Source organism: Mesorhizobium sp., assembly GCF_004962925.1.
GTDB lineage: Bacteria > Pseudomonadota > Alphaproteobacteria > Rhizobiales > Rhizobiaceae > Mesorhizobium.
On record NZ_SUEO01000113.1, the window covers coordinates 1 to 20,008 of the forward strand.

The window sequence follows — 20,008 nt, forward strand, 5'->3', positions numbered from 1 at the left end:
TGGCATATGGGATCGATCTCATTGCCGAGCATATCAAGCTTGTCACCGGCGAGGAGTGGAACCTGCACAGAAGGCATTTGCAAACTGCTGCCGCGCGATTCCTCATTCCTGGTCACGATGGAATTCTCGATTGGATCCGTGGTGACAGTCGCGCGGCTGCCTTACCAGGCGTCGACGAGGTAAAGTTGTATGTTGAAGCAAATACGCCGATCGTTAGGAAAGGTGATTATCGGGACTTAATCGGACATGTCATCGCCGCTTCACCCAACTGTGCTGAGACCGAGGCGATACTTCAGCGTGCCGTCGACTTGATCCATTGGTCGATCAAACCATTTCCGACCCCTAACTGGTGACGATCTTGCCGCCTTTGCACCATTACAGGTGGCGCCGGGTAAGAAGTGAGCCGAACGATGGTGCAATCGAGAGCAGAAGAGGGGGTTGAGAGGATCGTCGGCCCCGACGCCGAAAAAGGAAGACGATTATCTCACGGCGTAGCCAGGGCGGGCACTTCATCCCCCGCCCATTCGCCGGCAGGTATGGAGAAGTTAGGTGCTGATGCAGGTTTGCCTACTGTCCAGAAGTGCGGTCGCGCCTCTGCGGGCCGCGACGGGGCCGATCGCAAGATGGTCCCCTACCGGTCGCGACACTCCTCGGAGCCGGAGCCGCGCGGCTGCATGCTGGCGTCGTCGCGGCTAAGGGAAGCTCCTCACCCTTTGCGGCGCGAGGGCGAGCCGTTCGGGATCAACCCTGCGCAACCGTGGCTCACGCCGGGTAGTGCGCTGAGAGTTCTGCAAATTCGCTGAGAGAGGGCGGTCATGGCAGGCTGGTCATGTTCAACGTCACCCTGATTCCCGCGAAGGAACGCCACCATGTCCAATACTGAAAGTAAGACCGCTAGCGCTGCCGTGAAAGACATTCTGCTTTCGAACCCGCGTAACCGCTGTTCTCAGGCCACGGCCTTGAGCGGCATAGGTCTGTAGGCCCAAGGCAGCAGATCGTCGATCTGGCTTTGTGGATGGCCGGCGACGATCCGGGCGATCACGTCAGCGAGGTAGGTGTGAGGCTCGACGCCGTTGAGCTTGCATGTCTCGATCAGCGAAGCGATCGTTGCCCAATGCTCGGCGCCGCCGTCGGAGCCGGCGAAGAGCGCATTCTTGCGGTTCAGCGCAATTGGGCGGATGGCGCGCTCGACGACGTTGGAGTCGATCTCGATCGTGCCGTTGTCGAGGAATCGTGTCAGACCTTGCCAGCGCGAGAGCGCGTAGCGGATAGCTTCCGCCAGCTTGGTCTTCTGGTTGATAAGGTGAGTTGCTGCCTAAGCCACGGCTCAAGGGCATTGATGACGGGACGGCTTCTCTCCTGCCGGACGGCGCGGCGTTCGTCGGCGTAACGACCGGGGATATCGCTCTCAACGTGGTAGAGTTGGCGATGCGGGTGAGCGCCTCCGTCGCGATCGGCGCGGGGCCGGACTGCGCGAGCTCATAGAAGCGGCGTTCCAAATGGTCGGCCCGCTACCCGAGACTGACGACGTGGGTGGAGGAAACCATCGAATACACGCTGACCTTCTTTCCGTCTGCCGCGCCAGCACCACAAGCATCTGAAATCCACCAACATGCTCGAACGCCTCAACGAGGAAATCCGCCGGCGACCTATGTCGTGCGCATCTTCCAAACTCACAGAGCTGCCTGCGCCTGGTCAGGGCGTTGGCTGTTGAAACCAACGAAACCTGGATGGAGGCCAACCGCTACATCAACATGGACGATCTGAGCGTGACCAGCACCATGGCTGCCCATTTTTGCAGAACTTGACGCACACAACCACGCCGGCACGCGGGCTCCGATAGTTCGATCTGGGCGGCCGCGTGGCGCGAGCTGACCCAGTTGCTCAGTCGCCGCGGCAACCATGCCAATAATCATCGCCGATCATGGTATCGAATTCACCTCAAACGCGATGCTCGCATATCCATGCACAACCCGATTGCTGAGCCCAAGCATGCGCGCAATGATGCGCTCGGTGAGGCCCTGACAAGCCTTAAAAGGTAAAACTTCATTATCGGGCGCATTGACAATCTCTGGGTTGGCATCCGGCATCCTCGTTGCATTAAAGAGGCAATCTGCAGCCCGGTTGTGATGTCGGTAAAAACGCAACAACCCTCGAGAAGGCTGCGAGCTAGCGTCTGAAGTCGTTGCTGACGATCATCTGAAATCGCTGCTCAAGATCCCGTGAAATCTGTGCTCACGATCGACTGAAATGATCCCATCGACAACGGGCGAGCCAATGCGGAATGCCAATAGGTCGCCCGTTGATGTTGACGCATTATAACTGTCGGCTAAATCCGGTCAGTCGCTGCGACATTCCTGGTTTCAGGTCCACCAGAGAACAAGATCAGGCCGCGCAAATCCGAAAAAGCAATTCAGCAGCACGCGACGCTTTCCGTTGCCTGATTGACCGGTAACCCCGTGAACGAAGCCGCCATCGATTAGGGCGATATCCCCGGTTTTGAGCTCGAACTCGCGGCAAGGGACGGCCTCCAGATAGGCTGCCGAATAGGGATATCCAGTGGTCTCCACACCTTGCGATATCCGGTCCGCAACCGTCGGCTTGTGGCTCCAGAGCTTCAGATTGCCGCCTTCCTCAGGCATGCTGGGATAGAAGTTGAGTGCTGCGACAGTGTTGTGTGCCACCGAAGAAAGCTCGTAATCATCGCCAGCACGTAGGACTTGAGCGACATCGTCGTGTGGATCCAAGGAAAACGTGCCTGAGCCCGACCAACTGAGGGCGCGACAGACGTTGGCCTGGCCGTGTTCGGAACGCGCCAGCCGCAATTCGATGCCCTGGTTGTGAAGCTCTCGCTTCAACGCCCCGAATACTGCTCGGACCGGGTCAACCAAACTCTTAAAAAGGGCATCGACGTACGGCCGCGCGTTTTCGGCGTCTGCGAAATAGGTGGCTGCATCCTTCCTGTAGTGAGATGCGCCGACATATTGTCCGGGCACACCATCTTTACGCTCTCTGAGACCGGAGCTTCCAATAAAGTTCGTGGTGACCTCCTCGGCTACTTCGGTGCTGAAAGCTTGCTTGATGTGCAGAGCGGTGAGCTCACCTTTCAGGACCGAGATGATCTCCCCCGTGTTGATCGACCCGGTCCGTTCTTTGATCGAAACCGGCGAGATGGCTGGCACTTGAGATATCTGACTAGGCATTGTCTTGCTCCTGTAGTGCGTGTTCAAGGATGGTGATGCCACGATCGAGTTCGGCATCGGTGATGGTTATCGGCGGGAGGACTTTGATAACGTCGCGATTTGGCCCCGAGGATTCGATAAGAAGGCCATTTTCGAATGCGACATCGTGCACGCGGCCGACAACTGCCGGTGAACGGCATTTCAGGCCGGCCATCAGACCGCGGCCGCGCTTCTGTTCGATGTACCTTGGAAATTTCGCAACCAGGCGATCGAGGTGCGTTTGCAGCCTGACGGCTGTCCGCTCGACACCTGCAGTAAATTTCCTATCCGACCACATCTTGCACATGGCTCCTGCCGTCACGAAGGCGAAATTGTTTCCTCTGAAGGTCCCGCTATGCTCTCCCGGCTTCCATATGTCCAAGTCGGGTCGAATCAGAACGATGGACAACGGACTACCTGAACCGCTTAGGGACTTGGAAAGACACACAATATCCGGTTCGATTTTTGCAGACTCGAATGAGAAGAAGTCGCCAGTTCGGCCCGCACCTGCCTGGATGTCGTCGACGATAAAAACAATGCCATGCGTGCGGCAAATGCGCTGAATTTCCGTGAGCCAAGCCGCGGACGCGGCGTTCATGCCGCCTTCTGCCTGGATGGTCTCCAGTATAATTGCGGCAGGCTTTTCTATGCCGCTCCCCGGGTCGCTCAAAACGTGGTCGATGTAACTGGCGGAATCGAAAGCTTGGCTCGGATAGCCGTCATAGGGAACACGGATCACATCGTGGCGAGCAACGCCGCCCAGTTCCCTGGTTGAGGCCGAGCCCGACACCGCCAGAGAGCCGAGCGACATGCCATGGAACGCATTCGTAAAGGCCATGACGCTCGAGCGGCCGGTGTATTTTCGCGCCAGCGCCAGCGCCGCTTCGTTGGCGTTCGTGCCGGTCGGCCCGGGAAACTGAATCTTGTACGAAAGACCTCTGGGTTTCAGGATCCAATCGACGAACCCTTCAATGAAGTCACGCTTGGCCGCCGTATGCATATCAAGTGACAGAAGAATGTTCTCACCGACGAGATATTCAATCGCCGGCGCCATGATATCCGGATTGTTGTGCCCGTAATTGAGCGCCCCGGACCCAACTAGGAAGTCGATATATGCGTTACCGGACTCGTTCCAGATGGTGGCCCCAAGTGCCCTCGCAAAGACCGCGGGAAACGACCGGCCATAGCGACGAACGTTGGACTCATGGGCCGTGAAAGGGTCGGTGTTCATATTGAGTCCTCTGCACATAGATCGTTCAAAGAAGAGAGCTGTTTAATGGCTAGTGGTTTGCGGTAGATGTTCGTCATCTAACATTGAGAGCAGAATGCCGGAGGAAGCTTTGGTTGGTCTGGTGATGCCGGGATCCTCATCGAATATTGTTGGGTTGCGTTGCCCGCCATTCGGATGCCTTTGGAGAATGTGCTGCAACAGGATGGTTTCTAAAGCTTCCGCGAAAGCACCGCTACTATGGCATCAGGTAGTTGACGTACCCACCCATCGCTACCCATAGCGCCTCCGGACAATGAATGGGTCCAAGGACGATTAGCAGGGTCGCGTCGCCAGAGGTTGTGTAGCTCGGCGGTAGCGAAGCCGCTCGCGAGCGCGCTTCTCAATAGCGCCGTAGCGAGCGAGCGGCTTTGCGGCGGCCATCAATATTCGCCGTTCAACCTCGGGCTGCGGACACCAAGCTGATTCAAGAAACTATTTGATGACCGATGACACAGCGAAAGCCGCGCTCTCTTGGAGAAGACTGCGGATTCCGATCTCTTGCGCGAGATGATTGGCCCGAGCCGCCGGGTCAAGAGGGCGGGCCGCCGTGGGCGCCCTTGACGGAAAGCCCGTTTGTAGGCCAGGCGGAAGCAACCGAGAGACGCGCTGGCGAAGGGCCGCATCGGTTTCGAGAACGTCCACTACCGCGACGGCAACCATCCCCGGCCGCAGCTGGGGCTGCTGCCTTCAGGCGAGTCGAAAAGGAGATAGTCTGGGAGGTAAAGGCGTTGACGAGGGGGCCGTGAGTAAGCAATCAAGCGCTGATCGGGATCGACAACGCTGTTTCCGTCCGACCGAGGTTGACCTGTGATCGGCGTTACCTCAAGGCAGGCAGGCCGACAAGCTCGGTTGGAAGCCGAAGACCACTTTCGATGAACTCGTCTCGGAATGGTCGAGGCCCACTGCCGCGCCTACGGGATCATGCTCGCGTAACGTGAAAACACGATCGCGTCGCCGGCAGGTGCATGTGCCGTGGGGCCATCCGGATTGCCAGGTACGCCCTCTCGGCCGGCATCCACTCAGGTCCGGTCGTTTGGGTCGGCGAATTCACACATTCTGCAAAGCAGAAAACCATCCGCTCCATTCATCCGGTCGACGATTTCGCGAAAAACTGGCTTTTCAAACAGAGCGGAGTAACCCTCATATAGAAGGTTGCCCAATACGTGACGCCGTTCAAAATCCATGGAGCACAGGGTAACGTCGCCGTTTGGAAGAAGAACATTCCGATACTGTCGTTCGTCCACGCAGGTTAGGGCTCCGACCACTGGCTGGCGTGGTGCAACGATCTTAGGGTCGACGCTTCCACCCCTACTGCTCATGGGCCGCGCTTTTATCAGTGCTTCGGTAGGAATAATGTCGGCTATATCTGGGTGGGGCTCGCCCAAAGCCACGAACCGGATCAAGGGGATATCCGCGTCGACGAGTTGACGAACCAGATCGCGATACTTGTCTCCGACCAGGCGGCTGTTCATGTAGGTGCCATCATCGAAAACATGAACCACGAATACGCCCAAGCGCAAGGCTTGCAATCGTTGCAGGTCCTGCCCGTTCATTCCCACCAGCGTCGTAAAAATCCTGATGCCATGGCCTTTGGCGAAGGCGTGCTCCACCATTTCGGTGCAGTCCGGATTGAGCCAAGGTTCGGAGTATCCCGCAAAACCAATGTCGACGGAAGCCGGTACGCGGGCTAGACACCGCTTGAAATCTTCAAGACCCAGATGACTCGCATGAGACACTTTTCTTTGCCGGACCGCGAACTTGTCCTGGGGACAATATGAACATCCTACGACACATCCCGTGGTCGTCGTTATCTCCAAAACCCTGCCGGCTGTGTTTGCTAAGCGAAGTTCCGGCAAAATCACTGGTGACGACTCCCATCTACTTACGTCGAAGCGCCACGATGGTGTGCCTTTGGCTTTCTGGCACCGCCTGCTGATCTACTGAGGCAACGCGGCCATCTACCCTTTTGGCAGCCTAAGCCGCCCGGTTCGCCGATTTGCCGGGCCGACTCCTCACAAACTTCGAGCGCGTCGGACCAGAGACAGCATTGCATCTTTCGAGGCATCACTCGCTCCGGAGATGTAGCCTCAACCGGTGATCGCTGGCCCGTCGCCGAGATGCGCGCACAGCACCCTCGAACCCGCCGGAAAGAAGCTTTCTGGATGAGGTCGATCATCCCTTTCATCGAGCGAGTTCCGTGTTCTCATGTGGGTCAGCCCTCACCCTATATTGCCGCACCTCGACCAGCAAAGGCCGTGCCAGTGCGCCTGGCGCGCAGTTATTGCGTGATAGGCTTCGAAAAGCCCGACAGGCCCAAGACGCTCCGTTGATTGGAACCCGTCATGTTTTCTGACAGCTGTCAGATTTTGGACACACATCACTCATGCGTCAGTCGCTTAAGACGGAATGGCGTGCTGAGTTCTGCAAATTCGCTGAGAGCGGGCGGTCATGACAGGGTGGTGTTCAACGTCACCGATTCCCTGGAAGGAACGCCGCCATGATCAAGACAGAAAGTAAGACCGCCAGCGCTGCCGTCAAAGACATTCTGCTTTGGAACCCGGATAGATTGAACGAGGTGATCCGCGCGGTGATGCAGGAGGTGCTCGAGGCCGAGATGGACGAGGCGCTGGGTGCTTCGAAGAGCGAGCGCACGCCGGAGCGTCTCGGCTATCACTCGCGCTACTACGGGCGGAGAACTAGCTGCGCACCTACGGCGGTTCGATAATCCCAAGTTTCAAAGCTTTTACAACAGCTACCGTTCTGCTGGTCGCATCCAACTTCCGCATTACATTTTTTAAATGGAAATCTATCGTATTTCGTGATCTGCCTAAAATAGTTCCTATTTCCCATGACGATTTTCCTTTCGACACCCAATCAATGCACTCTATTTCTCTCGCAGAGAGCTTATAAATTTGCTCCGGTTCAGTCGGAGTGCCGAGCTTCACAACCCTCAGATGAAACCGTAGCGCGGCCATTTGCAGGTAGGTGATCGCTCTATTTTGCAATTCGCAGTCCGAGGATTGAGCAAAACTCATAAACCTAAAGCTGTCAGCAGGGCCATGTAATGGGACGGTAACGCCTGACCTCAAGCCGAATGTTGCTGCTTCGTCCAGAACGCGGCGTCCATCTTCAGTTATGCTTTCATCGGTATACACCTCGCTCCATCGAAAGGCCCCTGCCTCCTTTCGACCTTTCTTGATGAGTGGGTCTATTTTGGCATAGCCCATTCTCGAGTAGCGCTCCTGCCATTCAGCAGGATAATTCCACATCACCACAGAATCCTGTCGGTTCGGCTTGAAAACCCTCTGTTTTGATGCGAGCGGGCCATAGGCAATCCACGGGCAATCGAACTTCAGCGCAAACGCGGACAACAGTTCGAACAACTGTTCGGATTGAGCGATATCATCAGTCATGTCGAGGAATAGACCTAACTCGAGCTCAATCCGCGGGAGTTCCACGATCTCTCCTTCAGTTGCTTTCTCATTGGTGCACAGCTCCAGCCCAGCATCGCAACATGCGTAGTGCGCGGGAATCGACAGCCGGAGTTTCTTCCGCCACCTAAAGACGTACCCTCAAGAGTCGTGCCACCTTGCGAGCGGAGCTTTCTTCAGGTTGTAAACCGACTGGAGCAAGGTACCCAGGAGGCGAACCGAACAGCACTGTGTCGGGGAGCGCACAATCCGACAGTCGAGCATTCGATTGACGGAACATGGGCAGGAAAGTATTCGCGGCGCGTTTTTGAAATCAGCACCTAAGCCCCGAGCACGTGAGAAAGCTGCGTTGCAATTGTACTTATTTGATCGAGGCAACGTGTTGCACCACGTGATTACCGGCACACGCTCCGCTTATTGGGCAGAGAAAGAACAAGTTCAACATTCAATCGATACATCGGCCATTCTTTTCCAATTTCCCCCGAGTTGGGGAGGCCATAGCAATCGTATTCGACTGGATCGCGGCTGACTTTCTCCAGGCTCGGTAACCTGCTGAATTTGTCCTTCGGCTGTTCCCGCTCAGTTGGCACGGCTTTTGAACTCACCGTCGTGAGGCGGCAGGAGCTGCCCGCCAAAATTGATGCTGTTGTGGGGGAGGTCGAAAATTCCAGTTTTGTCATTTAACTTCTTTGGGACCGAGCGTGTTGATGCGCCCGCTTGGAAACCATGAAACGTTTCCCCGTCCATGGACGCGGCGCCACTGGTCGCGACGTACTCGCCTTCACTGTCCGCCACTGGAGCCGGCAGCCGGTGCGGCTCGCGATCATCATGGCTGCGATGCTTGCCTCCACGCTGGCTGACGTGCTGATGCCGGTCTATTCAGGTCGTCTCATCGATGCTGTTGCAGGTGGCGCTGCTGTGGCAGCACCAGCCTGGCATTCGGCCCTTGCAGCCTTCTCTGTACCGATTGCGCTTGCGCTCGCTGCCATTGCCATGCGCCACATCGCCTTCATTGGTCTGAACGACCTTTTGCTGAAGATGATGTCCGATGTCGCGAACGAAGCGTTCTATCATGTCCAGCGCTTTTCGACAGACTGGCATGCGAACAGCTTCGCCGGCTCGACAGTGCGCAAGATAACGCGCGGCATGGGGGCGCTCGACCCCCTAAACAGCACAATATTGGTCGCGCTGTTCCCGTCCTTTATCATCTTGGTAGGTTCGACGGCGCTGCTCGGCTGGCACTGGCTGGTCATGGGGCTGATCTTTGCTTGCGGCTCTCTGATCTATCTTGCGTTTTCGATTTCGCTGTCGCTCAGCTATGTCGCGCCGGCCGCGAGCCTTGCCAACCAATGGGACACAAAGCTCGGCGGCGCGCTTGCGGACGCGGTCAGTTGCAACGCTGTGGTCAAAGGCTTCGGCGCCGAGGTCCGCGAAGACGCGCGCCTTGCAAATATCATGACCAAATGGCGGCACCGCACGCGCAGGAGTTGGGTGCGGGTAACGATCATCGGCTCAACCCAAGGCGTCACTTTGGTTGCGCTCAGGGTAGCGGTGATCGGATATGCCTTGCTTCTGTGGTCGCATGGACAGGCAACGCCGGGCGAGATTGCCTATGTTCTCACCTCCTTCGTCGTCTTACAGGGCTATCTGCGTGATGCTGGCATGCATGTACGCAACGTGCAGCGCTCGGTTAATGAGATGGAAGAACTGGTAGCCATCCACAATCAGCAGCTGGATGTTGCGGATCGTCCAGAGGCCAAGCCGATCCGGATCACGGCGGGCCACATCGATTTCCAGAAAGTCCACTTCCGCTACGCCAACCATCCCCTGCCGCTCTATAGCGAATGTTCGCTGTCGATTGAAGCTGGCGAAAGGGTTGGGTTGGTTGGACCCTCCGGTTCCGGCAAGACAACATTCGTGAAGCTCATCCAGAGACTCTACGACCTGAGCGGCGGCCGGATACTGATAGACGGCCAGGACGTCTCCGAGGTGACCCAAGAGTCGCTTCGTTCGCAGATCGCGATCGTGCAGCAGGAGCCGATCCTGTTTCACAGGTCACTTGCCGAGAATATCGCCTATGGCCGGCCTGGCGCGAGCCAGGCCGAGATCGAGCAAGCGGCACGGCTGGCCAGTGCGCACGACTTCATCGCGCCTCTGCCGAAGGGCTATCGGACCTTGGTCGGCGAAAGGGGTTTGAAGCTCTCAGGCGGCGAACGCCAGCGGGTGGCGATCGCGCGCGCCTTCCTGGCAAACGCGCCGATCCTCATCCTAGACGAGGCGACGTCAAGCCTCGATTCGGAATCCGAGGTGCTCATTCAAGAAGCGATAGATCGGCTGATGGTTGGTCGGACCACGCTTGTCATCGCACACCGGCTGTCGACGGTCCGCGCGCTCGATCGTCTGCTCGTCTTCGACCGCGGCCGCATTGTCGAGGACGGCGATCATGCGGCGCTGGTCGGTATCGATGGTGGCATTTACCGCCGCCTATATGAACGGCAGGCATTGGAACTAACGAAAGGCCTTGCCTGATCGCCAACCGGGTTGCGCGATGCGCCGAGCCGTTGCCGGAGAGGCGTGTGGCAGTGAGGCCTTACCGACGAGCGGGGGGCGTTACGGCCGGCAAAACCACCACGGCCGGAACTGTCCGCCGAGCGGGCGGGCGGAAATGCACCACGTCTAAGCTTCGGCCAATGCGCGCAGTTACACGCCGGCACCGAATTGTCGCGCCTCACGGCGAACGCACCAAAAGGGCGGCAATGTCGGCGGTCATTTGGGTCCGGGAAGTGTGCGCCCCTCGCCGTTACCCGCATTTCGCCAAAGAAAGCGAAGTCAACGCACATTGAAGAGGGCGGTGCTTCCCGGCCGGCTGGGAGCCCTGTCGCTGGCCCAACCTGCCGCACGCCAGCACGTCAACGCATCAAACTCCCTTCGGTTCGCAAAGGCGTCCCTCGCAGACCCGGAAGCGCAGGAGCTCCGACCGCAGTCTTCGCTCAACTCTCGCCATCTGCTCCGGCGGATTGGATTCCGTTCCCTTGCTAACAGAGTGGCAGCTGAGCACGAACTCGCCGGCCTCGTGTCTTTCGATTACGGCCAACGGCCTAGGACGAGATTGGATTCGCCGGCCCTCTGCGGAGCGAATGAACAGTTCTACAGATGTATCGACGTCCGCGAAATTGACCTCGGCCTTTCCGGCCCAGCGCTGAACGGTGTTATGCACGTCCGGTACGGCAGGACGGGGAATCGTAGTCTGCGGAATGTCAGCCGTTGCGAAACGTGTAGCCGTACCCGTTGATCGCCGGCGCGCCGCCTAGATGTGCGTAGAGGACCCTCGATCCCTCTGGAAAGAAGCCCCTCTGGACGAGGTCGATCATCCCTTGCATCGATTTGCCCTCGTAAACGGGATCGGTAATCATGCCCTCGAGCCGCGCGCACAGACGGATTGCCTCTTTGGTTTCCTCCGATGGAACGCCATAACCCGGGTACGCGTAGTCCTTGAGCAACACCACGTCTGCCTCGACAATTTCCGTTCCGAGGTGGACGAGCTTCGCTGTATTTTGGGCGATGCCAAGCACCTGCGCCTTGGTCTTGGCGGGCATGGCGGAGGCATCGATACCAATCACGTTGCGCTGTCGACCGTCCTTGGCGAACCCGACGAGCATGCCGCCGTGGGTTGAACCAGTCACCGTACAGACGACGATATAGTCGAAGGCAAACCCAAGCTGCTTTTCCTGGGCGCGCACCTCCTCAGCGAACCCCACATAGCCCAGGCCGCCGTATTTGTGGACAGAGGCGCCGGCCGGTATCGCATAGGGCCTGCCGCCCCTTGCCTTGACCTCATAAAGTGCCTTTTCCCAGCTGCGGCGGATGCCGATGTCAAAGCCCTCGTCAACCAGGCGCACCTCTGCCCCCATGATGCGGCTCAAGAGGATATTGCCGACCCGGTCGTAGACGGCATCATCATGTGGGACCCAGCTCTCCTGGACCAGGAGGCATTTCATGCCGATCTTGGCGGCGACCGCAGCGACCATGCGCGTATGGTTGGACTGCACGCCACCGATTGTGACGAGCGTATCGGCATCTGACGCGATCGCGTCGGGCACAATGTATTCGAGCTTGCGCAGCTTGTTTCCGCCGAACGCGAGACCGGAGTTGCAGTCCTCGCGTTTGGCGTAGATTTCCACCTTCTCGCCCAGATGCTTGCCGAGGCGGTCGAGCCTCTCGATCGGCGTGGGCCCAAAGGTGAGCGGATAACGTTCGAATTTTTCCAGCATGCTTTCTCCAGCAAAAAAGTACCTGAACCGGCTACGCACCGGTCAGCCCAAGGGTGTGTGTGATCAAAGCCACCCGTCTTTCGAAGCGGGTGAAGAAGACGTTCATCGTTATTACAGCACCGAGTTTGTCATTGCGACAAGCAGACCGCATCCGGCGTGCTGCGATGACTCTTATGTGCCTAATCGACCAACCACCCGCATCTCCCGGCCTAAGGACAAACACAGATTCCCTATACGATCAGCTCAGTCATCAGAGGGTGACCAAAATTGGTGTGGGTCTGAGCACTGATCCTGTCATCCGCGCATCAAAGCAGCAGCGCATGCTGGGCATTCGACCAAGCCGGGACACAGCTGAAAATTTCATTCCGCAACTGATCAGAGTCAGACGACTGGTACCAAGCTTTCCTGGAACCATCGACATGCTGGCGGCTGAGGCGAGTTCCACGAGCGCGGCTAGACTGCCAGATCAGAAAGAGCACGCTGCCGAAATAGCAGGCCTGAAGCAGCAGCGAACAGGCCAGCGTCATGACGACTGCCAGACGGAGCGAATCCAAAGCGACGTAAACAATCAAAGCATTGCTGCACAGGACCAGCCCCAGGAGCCGACAAAAGCATGTGAAGTGCAACGCCGTTCTCCTGGTTTTTCGGCCTGATCATGCTGCGAGCTCGTCGGCCGCAACATGGGTCTGGCAGTTCTTGGGGCAGACGCGGGCGCAGGCTCCGCAGCCGATGCACCGGCCGGCATTGTCAACAACCATGATCATGCGATTGAGCTCGCCGTCGAAATCGTCGTCCTCGTCATCGCAGGGGCCGAGGATTTCACCCGCGTCATCGATGCCGTGAAGATGCATCACATCGCGCGAGCAGACCTTGAAACAACGGCCGCAGCCAATGCAGGTCTTGCTATCGATGAAGGTCAGGTACAACGGCATCCAAATGGAGCCGTCACGGGTGGTGAATGTGCGCATCATCCTAAATTCTTCATTGAAGCGAGTTCTCTCTTGGCAGCATCCAACTCGGCATAAACGGCGTGGGTTTTCTCGGCGACTTCCTGTATGTCGGCCCACTTTTTCGGCAGACCCTCGACAAGGTCCTGCAATGCCATCTTGGCAATAGCTGCACGCAACTGGAGCTTTCGGACTTTCTTCCTCATCTTATCTAGGTCTGACATAGATCCTTCCTGGAACAATGGTTTCTTGATGCGCGCCATCTCGGGCTAGGCTTCAATGGCTGCAGTCGCATCGTCGACCAGTTTCGTACCGGCCTCAGCCAGTTTGCGGAAAGTCTCGAAGCCGAACCGGTGGACGTCTCGATAGAACGACCAACCGCCGGAAGCCCCCAGGGGTTTCATTCCAATTATTGGCGACGTCGACACGCCGGAGCGCTCCTCAATCGCAAGCGCCACGGCGGTGTAAAACATGTCGAGCCTCCACAGCGCGTCCGAATCAGGATGGCCGATGAGAGGGGTCGCACATTGCTGTTCCTTGGTGATGATGAATTCGGCCAGCAGCTCGGCGTCCGAATTGCCTTCCCATAAGCCGAAGGAATCCTGAGTACGGATCAGCCGCAGAAGGCATTTGACGAACGGGCGAGCAAGGGCTTCTTCGTCCTTGTTGACAACAGGGCCAACCGGTGCATGAGGCATTTCGTTGTTCCTCATTTCAGTCTTCGTCTTCGAGGGACGATTTCCTTTTCCTGCGATGCCCACTCCGGGCCCACTTGCGTGGCCGACGAATGGCTTGGGCGGCCCAACCCCACCCAAGAGTGCCCCGTGGCCGACCTCGACATGTCCACGAGTGCGAGACCTACGGCGCGAATTTGCGGCGCACATCGTCTGCGCCGCGATCCGACCGGTGGTCAACGCAATTGAAATCCAACCTGCCGCAAGCCGCCCCCCCTTGCTGCATCGACATACTTGCTGCGAAGCGAGCCACGATGGGCGGATTGGCCAGTGTTGAATTCCAATTGTCATCCCTTCGCGATCTTTGCTCAGGAAGTGACTGCGTTTTGAGTTTCGAAAGCCTTATTTTGCGGAGCCACACAGATATCTGCATGACAGGCGGGCTCACCCGTGTAGTTGGCCAGGGCTTGGAGCAACGGGGTGAGGTAGTGCTGTTTGGTGTGGTCCGGCATTGGCTCCTGGTGGTCCAGCGATTTGATTGCCACCTCGATCAACTCGACCGCGCGATCCTTGTGGCCGCTCTCGTAATAATACTGAGCGACCGGGATGTACCAATGGAATTTAAGGGGCCCGTCGCCTTGCGGAGGATTAAGTTCCAGGATCTGTTCTGAGAGCTCGTTGCCCATCGCAAAGCGATTATCATGCGGAAGATGGGAGTTGTCGATCGTGGGATCGAAGAGTTGGTTCAGCGCCATGACCATCCAAGACACCGCTTCGAACTTTTTGTCGATCGCGTCCTCGACCAATTGGCGCATAAGCGGCAAGCCGGTTTTGATGTCGCGCAGCTTGTGAAGCAGAAGATCCGCATGAATCTGCCGGAACTCACAAGAGTCTGGCATCAAGGCGAGGCCTTCTTCGATGGCCAAGAGCGCCGCCGTCCAATCCTCGGCCTGCATCGCCGGCTCAAGTTTGGCGTATATCGGCCGGGTAAGCGACATTTCGCGCGCTGCAAGTTGGTTATGCGCGATGCGCTTTGCATCGGCGGCTTTCGCTTCATAGCTGCTGCGCCAGCTGCCGTTAAGGACTTTCGGCAAAACGTCATCGAGTTCCGCCGGGTGGCCGATAAAAGCGATGTGGCCGTCGCGGTCGACCACGAACGAGGTGGGAATCCCGATCGAAGAGCTGGGATCCATCCAGAGCTCGTTCATTTCGCCAGTGTAATCGAACGCGATACGATAATTCAGATTCGAGAACTTCTCGGTCAGCCAGGCATCCACCTTAGTACGTGCCTCGTCCGCGGTTGCAGCCCGTTCGCCAGCTGCGACTCCGATAATCTCAAATCCGCTGTCTGCATGTTTCTCCTGCAGTTCAACCAAATGCGGCATGGCCGTCACACATGGTCCGCACCAAGTCGCCCAAAATTCAACGAGGTAGACCTTGCCGGGCTTAAAGTTCGTGACGGGCTCGCCACGCAGCCAGTTCTCCACTTTGATCGGAGGAGCCGGGGATCCCATACGCAGTTCCATGATGTTCTTATCCAAAGCTACCCACACCTTTCGTGGCTTTTATGCGTAGTTGGTTTCTCTGTCAGAATCGCAACACACGGATCAGGAGGCCATCGCTCGTCTTGCGCGTTTGCATGCGATTCAGCCCTCTCACAGTGTTGCCGCCCATCAAGCAGCAATGGGCGTGCCAACCCCTCTCAGCTCCGGTAAGCGGCGGGGAATGCTTTGAAAATTCTCCACGAGCCCAAACACGGCCGATTGTCGTGAACCTGACATGTCTTCTGCCGCTGTCGGGTTTCGCCCTCTTGAGCCAGCCGCTTTAGGACAGGTGAGAGCTTGGATGGCTCGCCTGTCATTAGACTGGCCTCGGCGTCCTCGAGCAGTGGCAATTTGGCGCCGGGTCGAAAGTGCGGGGCGGCTTGGTCCTCGTGCCGCCATCGCCGCGTGTGGATCCTTGCCTCGTGGACATAAATCACCACGCGGCTGGCAAGTCGGCGGCATTGGGCTCAATCAGCGCGGCGTTGAGCCCCGACAGCACGTAATGCTGCACCAATGTATCGGATGCCCTTCGCTGCCTCCACTTCTGCAGCCAGGCGTCCAGCGACGCTACCTGCCCACGTTCGAGCGCGACTGCAGTAATCTGCGCCGCAGGATAGCCAGCCGCCATTAGAAGGTACTTGGGTCGGATAGGCATTCTGCCAGCAAATGAGGTCCGCTGTATTTCCTCGCGATGGATCACAGGCGTTGTCGGGTGATCGGGCACTATGCAAGGCGCGTCACGCTGACTAGCGCCTCGAACCACACCGGTAAAGACGGCGAGGGTAACAGGACGGATATCGCAAGATCCCTTGAAAGGTCTCGTTCCCCCGGCGGAGCGCGTCCAGCTCACCTTGCGGGCGTACCAGCGCCGAATGCGTACGCACGACGTCAACCTGCCTTTGGGCCCAGAGCCTCCTTGCCCTAGCCGCATGGCCCCGGCTGGTCGAGAATTTCTGGTCGTCGAGCAGGTAGAACTCTTTCACATGATGGCGAATGCGCGGCGTCCAGTGGGAGAACACCTCGGCATAAAGAGCGTTACTTCCCGGGCCGACGGTGGTGAAGCATAGCGCCCCGGTCGGAGCTATTTGCCTGAGGGGCGGAGGTCCTCTTGCGCAAAAGAACGAGACGTCCTCCCAATCCGCAAGCGGTCCCGTTCGGCGCTATCCGATGTCCGACAACGTCGGATGCGTAACTAGCTGAGCAAGATCTATCGCTTTGCCTCGAACGATTTCTCATTTGGCATGGCGCGTGCGCGTTGATCCGCAAACCCCGCCATGAGGCGAAATCGGAGCTGGCCGCCACTCCACTTCCTCCTACCACGAGAGCAGACGGGAAGCAGCGCCTTCAAATGAGGAACAAAATCACTTTACGTCGAATCTTGCCTCTCGACCACAACCGGACCCATGGAACCGCGTCCGCGACCATACAATGAGTGCGCCCCAAGGCAATTGCCCAGCGCAAAATGGCTACGCGCGATCACGCCATGCATCCAGGCTAACGAAGGACCTGGAGAGCCTCGCCGCCATCGTCGAGACCTATCTAAGCCCACTTGAGCCAGCACAAAGGAATTTCAAACATGCACCAAGATACCGTCCGTGGGAGAGCTTTCGCCATGCCCCTGACCAGCCCGGCCTACCCGGCCGGCCCATATCGCTTCAGCAACCGGGAGTATCTGATCATCACATATCGCACCGATCCGCAAAAACTGCGCGACCTTGTGCCGGAGCCGCTTCAGGTGTGCGAACCTCTGGTCAAATTCGAGTTCATTCGCATGCCGGACTCGACGGGCTTCGGCGACTACACGGAAAGCGGACAGGTCATCCCTGTCTCCTTCTGCGGCCGCAGGGGGAGCTACACCCACTGCATGTTTCTCGACGACCATCCGCCGACAGCGGGCGGACGCGAGTTGTGGGGCTTTCCCAAGAAGCTCGCCAGCCCAACGCTCCGAACAGAGACGGACACGCTTGTTGGCACGCTGGACTACGGCCCGGTCCGCGTCGCGACGGGTACGATGGGCTACAAGCACCGGGCCGCGGACCTTGCGAGCGTTAAGGCCTCGCTCGCCGACCCGAACTTCCTCCTCAAAATCATCCCGCATGTCGACGGCACGCCGCGCATCTGCGAACTCGTGGAATACCGCCTGGAGGACATCGATCTGAGAGGCGCCTGGACCGGCCCGGCAGCCCTGAACCTCTGGTCGCATGCGCTTGCCCCCGTCGCCGAACTGCCGGTGCTGGAAGTAGTCTCGGCCGTACACCTCGTCGCCGATCTCACGCTCGCGCTCGGGAAGGTCGTCCACGACTATCTCGCGGAAGCCGAGCCTCGCCATCGGCAAGGAAGAAACCATGAACTTTCACAATGATATCTTATTGAACCAGCGCGACGGGGAGCCGGTGGCCGGCTTATCGACAAGGTGGCGGTGATCGCCGAAGCCGCGAGCGGGGTCGGCAAGGAAAGCGCGGTTCGCCCGCGAGGGAGCAAGAGTGGTCCGCGGATCTTGATCACAGCGAAGTGCAACAACGGCGTCCGGGATCGATCGATTGACGAAAAATGGTTGCCAGGGTGAGAGGCAGGTGGAACGCGGCTGATGCAGGCAATCGAAACCTTCGGGCGCCTCGATGTCCTGTCAGCAACGCCGGCGTCCAGAACGTAGCGCCGCTTGTCGAGTTCTGCCACAAGGCGCTTCCCGCCCGTGATAGGCTCCATCTCAGGGGTGTCGGCGAACTCAATGTCACCAAAATCAGTGTAAGGCTCGGCCTGCTGTTCGGCGTCTGCCTCAGAGGCAGACGCTCGCCCCTGTCGCCGATATCGCCGTAAAGACTCGGCCGGCAGGGGAGGTGGACTACGACCTACCTTGAACTTTGCTTTCTACCGTCGTCAGATGAAGCGAGCCGAAATGTTGCGCCGCGGTGCTGATGACAAAAATTCTCGGCGGCTCGAGCTTAAGAAGCTGGCGCAAACGGGGCCGAGCGAGGCGGAACTCGAGGGGACGAGGATGAAACGCCCAAAATCCTCAAAGAGACGGCCCGCATCGAGAAAAGCCGTGCCTGCCGAGATCGGGCAAGGGCGGCTAGCCAACGCTACCCAGCCGTAGGGAAACCCGTGATCACGCGTTAGGCACCCAATAACGATAATAGAAAAATCTGCGCGAAACGGTCGCACCGGTATTGACATTAATTGACACACCCCGCGAACACTTGCATAAGCCACATAGCGGTAATCACTAGGTGCATGCCGCACCCAATTTTTTCCCTAGGGCGAGGTCTGATCTATGGCGGCACTGGCAAAATTCAGACCAGTTGATTCCAGCCAACACGACAAGGACGAACTCCGCGAAATCGTCCGTGAGCGCTCTTTTCGATCCGGACGCTACACGCTCTCGTCGGGCATAGAGAGCGACATCTATTTCAATATGAAGCCTACCATGATGATGGCGCGAGGCGCGCAACTTGCCGCTCTTGAGTTCCTAAAAATCGCTGAGCAAGTGAAAGCAGAGTACGTCGGCGGCCTTGAAATGGGAGCGGTCCCCGTAATCGGATCGATGGCAGCTGTCAGCTCGGCGATGAACAAACCCATAAACACGATCTTCGTTCGCAAGACTCCAAAGCCTCATGGCACAAGGGACGTGATTGAAGGTCTTGGGCCCAAAGAAGATCTCGAGGGAAAAGTCGTCCTGATCGTTGACGACGTTGCCACAAGCGGCAAGTCGATATTGAAGGCGATTGAAGAGGTTCGCCGCGCCGGGGGCATTGTAGGTGACGCTGCTTGCCTCGTGGACCGCGACGAGGGAGCTACGGCGCTGCTAGCCCAACATGGGGTCACGCTGCATTCCGTTCTGCATGCGAGCGAATTTGTGGAACGCCACTGACAATCTCATACAACGGCTTTCCGGCGACCTAGCCTTAGAGGACATTCCGCCGCCTTGCAGCGAGTGCAGGCGCCTCGCGAGTAAGAGCGACTGCCCTTGCCCATCCTCACTGCTTTTGGTGCAACATATGCTGGCTGCCGTTCACCAGCCGCTTGACGCCATTGACCACCTTTCTGAGCAAGGCGCCATCAGACTGAAGGCTTTTACCGATTATCTGGCGACGGTCGTTCGAATAGCTTCAGAGCGCGGAGACGCGGCACCCTGGATCGATCTAGCCAGCCGGTTTAGCGCCCTTTTCGGTCCCGACGAGGTTGCCCATTAATCTAGTGCTTATCGCTTTCCATGAACTAGCAGCCTCGGCGGCATCGCGTCATGGATCGCCAGCGGCATGCCGGCCCATGATGCGAGCGTAAAAGCGCCGAGCAGCCGGTGCTGAATCTCGGACGTGACGACGCCGATTGGCGCGATGCGCGTTGGCACGGGCCCTCGTGCCCAAGCATGGTGCGTTCCCATTCCGCGGCATCATGCTCGCGATCCCGTCTGTGCCGTGCTCAAGCAAGCGAGCCCGAGCGAACCGCCCTGGGTAGCGGATTTAGTCAATCGTTGGTGGAGTTGGCTGGCGAATTCGCGAGTTCGGCCTTTGGTTGGAAGACCGGCTTGCGGCGGGCCAACGAAACGGAATTGGCGACACTGGAGTATGCCTTCACTGGGGTCGCGTCCTTACGCTGTAGCGCGGCGGTCAGCGAAGCCGCGCGAGCGCCCCCTCGATAGCGCTGAGCGGG

The 20,008-nt window shown here is 58.1% G+C and carries 17 protein-coding genes and 5 pseudogenes; 6 read left to right on the top strand and 16 right to left on the bottom strand.

Annotation, left to right across the window (positions count from 1 at the left end; genetic code table 11):
• Positions 1-353 (top strand): annotated as a pseudogene (locus tag E5W87_RS21090) (hypothetical protein); the annotation flags it as partial.
• 593 nt (positions 354-946) lie between these two features.
• Here the strand turns inward: E5W87_RS21090 and E5W87_RS36125 are convergent.
• Both E5W87_RS36125 and E5W87_RS36130 read right to left on the bottom strand, forming a co-directional pair.
• Positions 947-1,180 (bottom strand): transposase domain-containing protein, encoded by a 234-nt coding sequence (locus tag E5W87_RS36125; protein WP_367118851.1) that lies wholly within the window; start codon positions 1,178-1,180, stop codon positions 947-949.
• Positions 1,178-1,401: pseudogene (locus tag E5W87_RS36130) on the bottom strand (transposase); the annotation flags it as partial. The gene E5W87_RS36125 and the pseudogene E5W87_RS36130, both read right to left, overlap by 3 nt.
• Before the next feature lie 96 nt (positions 1,402-1,497).
• On the opposite strand from E5W87_RS36130, the pseudogene E5W87_RS21100 reads away from it, so the two are divergent.
• A pseudogene (locus E5W87_RS21100) lies at positions 1,498-1,808 on the top strand (transposase); the annotation flags it as partial.
• 555 nt (positions 1,809-2,363) lie between these two features.
• On the opposite strand, the gene E5W87_RS21105 reads toward E5W87_RS21100, so the two are convergent.
• The 4 genes and pseudogenes from E5W87_RS21105 to E5W87_RS21120 all read right to left on the bottom strand — a co-directional run.
• A complete protein-coding gene (locus E5W87_RS21105; protein WP_292401734.1) occupies positions 2,364-3,203 on the bottom strand; it encodes a hypothetical protein in 840 nt (279 codons plus the stop codon).
• The gene (gene ectB / locus E5W87_RS21110; protein WP_292401736.1) at positions 3,196-4,452 is read right to left on the bottom strand and encodes a diaminobutyrate--2-oxoglutarate transaminase; all 1,257 of its coding nucleotides are present in this window, start codon (positions 4,450-4,452) and stop codon (positions 3,196-3,198) included. The genes E5W87_RS21105 and ectB overlap by 8 nt, the downstream gene beginning before the upstream one ends.
• A gap of 1,058 nt (positions 4,453-5,510) precedes the next feature.
• Positions 5,511-6,227 carry an SPASM domain-containing protein gene (locus E5W87_RS21115; RefSeq protein WP_292401738.1) on the bottom strand — a complete coding sequence of 239 codons (717 nt, stop codon included), beginning with the start codon at positions 6,225-6,227 and terminating at the stop codon, positions 5,511-5,513.
• Positions 6,228-6,578: 351 nt separating this feature from the next.
• Positions 6,579-6,682: pseudogene (locus E5W87_RS21120) on the bottom strand (aminocyclopropane-1-carboxylate deaminase/D-cysteine desulfhydrase family protein); the annotation flags it as partial.
• 306 nt (positions 6,683-6,988) lie between these two features.
• Between E5W87_RS21120 and E5W87_RS21125 the strand changes: the two are divergent.
• Positions 6,989-7,183 (top strand): annotated as a pseudogene (locus tag E5W87_RS21125) (transposase); the annotation flags it as partial.
• A gap of 16 nt (positions 7,184-7,199) precedes the next feature.
• Here E5W87_RS21125 and E5W87_RS21130 read toward each other — a convergent pair.
• Both E5W87_RS21130 and E5W87_RS21135 read right to left on the bottom strand, forming a co-directional pair.
• Positions 7,200-7,949, bottom strand: coding sequence for a LuxR family transcriptional regulator (locus E5W87_RS21130; protein WP_292401741.1), 750 nt, complete (start codon positions 7,947-7,949; stop codon positions 7,200-7,202).
• A gap of 368 nt (positions 7,950-8,317) precedes the next feature.
• Positions 8,318-8,602, bottom strand: a complete 285-nt coding sequence (locus E5W87_RS21135; RefSeq protein WP_292401744.1) for a hypothetical protein — start codon at positions 8,600-8,602, stop codon at positions 8,318-8,320.
• Between the two features lie 46 nt (positions 8,603-8,648).
• On the opposite strand from E5W87_RS21135, the gene E5W87_RS21140 reads away from it, so the two are divergent.
• Positions 8,649-10,451 (top strand): ABC transporter ATP-binding protein, encoded by a 1,803-nt coding sequence (locus E5W87_RS21140; RefSeq protein ID WP_292401746.1) that lies wholly within the window; start codon positions 8,649-8,651, stop codon positions 10,449-10,451.
• Positions 10,452-11,179: 728 nt separating this feature from the next.
• On the opposite strand, the gene E5W87_RS21145 is transcribed toward E5W87_RS21140, so the two are convergent.
• The 7 genes from E5W87_RS21145 to E5W87_RS21175 all read right to left on the bottom strand — a co-directional run bounded on the left by E5W87_RS21145 (position 11,180) and on the right by E5W87_RS21175 (position 16,013).
• Entirely contained in the window at positions 11,180-12,193 is a 1,014-nt protein-coding gene (locus tag E5W87_RS21145; protein ID WP_292401749.1) for a 1-aminocyclopropane-1-carboxylate deaminase, read from the bottom strand.
• A gap of 305 nt (positions 12,194-12,498) precedes the next feature.
• Entirely contained in the window at positions 12,499-12,720 is a 222-nt protein-coding gene (locus tag E5W87_RS21150) for an exopolysaccharide production repressor protein (RefSeq protein WP_292401764.1), read from the bottom strand.
• Positions 12,721-12,846: 126 nt separating this feature from the next.
• Positions 12,847-13,164 carry a ferredoxin III, nif-specific gene (fdxB, locus tag E5W87_RS21155; protein ID WP_292401752.1) on the bottom strand — a complete coding sequence of 106 codons (318 nt, stop codon included), beginning with the start codon at positions 13,162-13,164 and terminating at the stop codon, positions 12,847-12,849.
• A complete protein-coding gene (locus E5W87_RS21160; RefSeq protein ID WP_128243740.1) occupies positions 13,161-13,364 on the bottom strand; it encodes a CCE_0567 family metalloprotein in 204 nt (67 codons plus the stop codon). The genes fdxB and E5W87_RS21160 overlap by 4 nt, the downstream gene beginning before the upstream one ends.
• 45 nt (positions 13,365-13,409) lie before the next feature.
• Positions 13,410-13,853: a DUF269 domain-containing protein gene (locus tag E5W87_RS21165; protein WP_292401754.1), complete on the bottom strand. Its 444-nt coding sequence runs from the start codon at positions 13,851-13,853 to the stop codon at positions 13,410-13,412.
• Between the two features lie 329 nt (positions 13,854-14,182).
• On the bottom strand, positions 14,183-15,340 hold the full coding sequence (locus E5W87_RS21170; protein ID WP_292401757.1) for a TlpA disulfide reductase family protein: 1,158 nt from the start codon (positions 15,338-15,340) through the stop codon (positions 14,183-14,185).
• A gap of 451 nt (positions 15,341-15,791) precedes the next feature.
• The gene (locus E5W87_RS21175) at positions 15,792-16,013 is read right to left on the bottom strand and encodes a hypothetical protein (protein ID WP_236392208.1); all 222 of its coding nucleotides are present in this window, start codon (positions 16,011-16,013) and stop codon (positions 15,792-15,794) included.
• Between the two features lie 921 nt (positions 16,014-16,934).
• Between E5W87_RS21175 and E5W87_RS21180 the strand changes: the two genes are divergently transcribed.
• Both E5W87_RS21180 and pyrE read left to right on the top strand, forming a co-directional pair.
• Positions 16,935-17,720, top strand: coding sequence for an acetoacetate decarboxylase (locus E5W87_RS21180; RefSeq protein ID WP_292226618.1), 786 nt, complete (start codon positions 16,935-16,937; stop codon positions 17,718-17,720).
• Positions 17,721-18,629: 909 nt separating this feature from the next.
• Positions 18,630-19,226 (top strand): orotate phosphoribosyltransferase, encoded by a 597-nt coding sequence (gene pyrE / locus E5W87_RS21185; RefSeq protein ID WP_029356507.1) that lies wholly within the window; start codon positions 18,630-18,632, stop codon positions 19,224-19,226.
• A gap of 596 nt (positions 19,227-19,822) precedes the next feature.
• Here the strand turns inward: pyrE and E5W87_RS21190 are convergent.
• Positions 19,823-20,008 (bottom strand): hypothetical protein (locus tag E5W87_RS21190; RefSeq protein WP_292401761.1); only part of this gene is annotated, 186 nt, incomplete at its 5' end.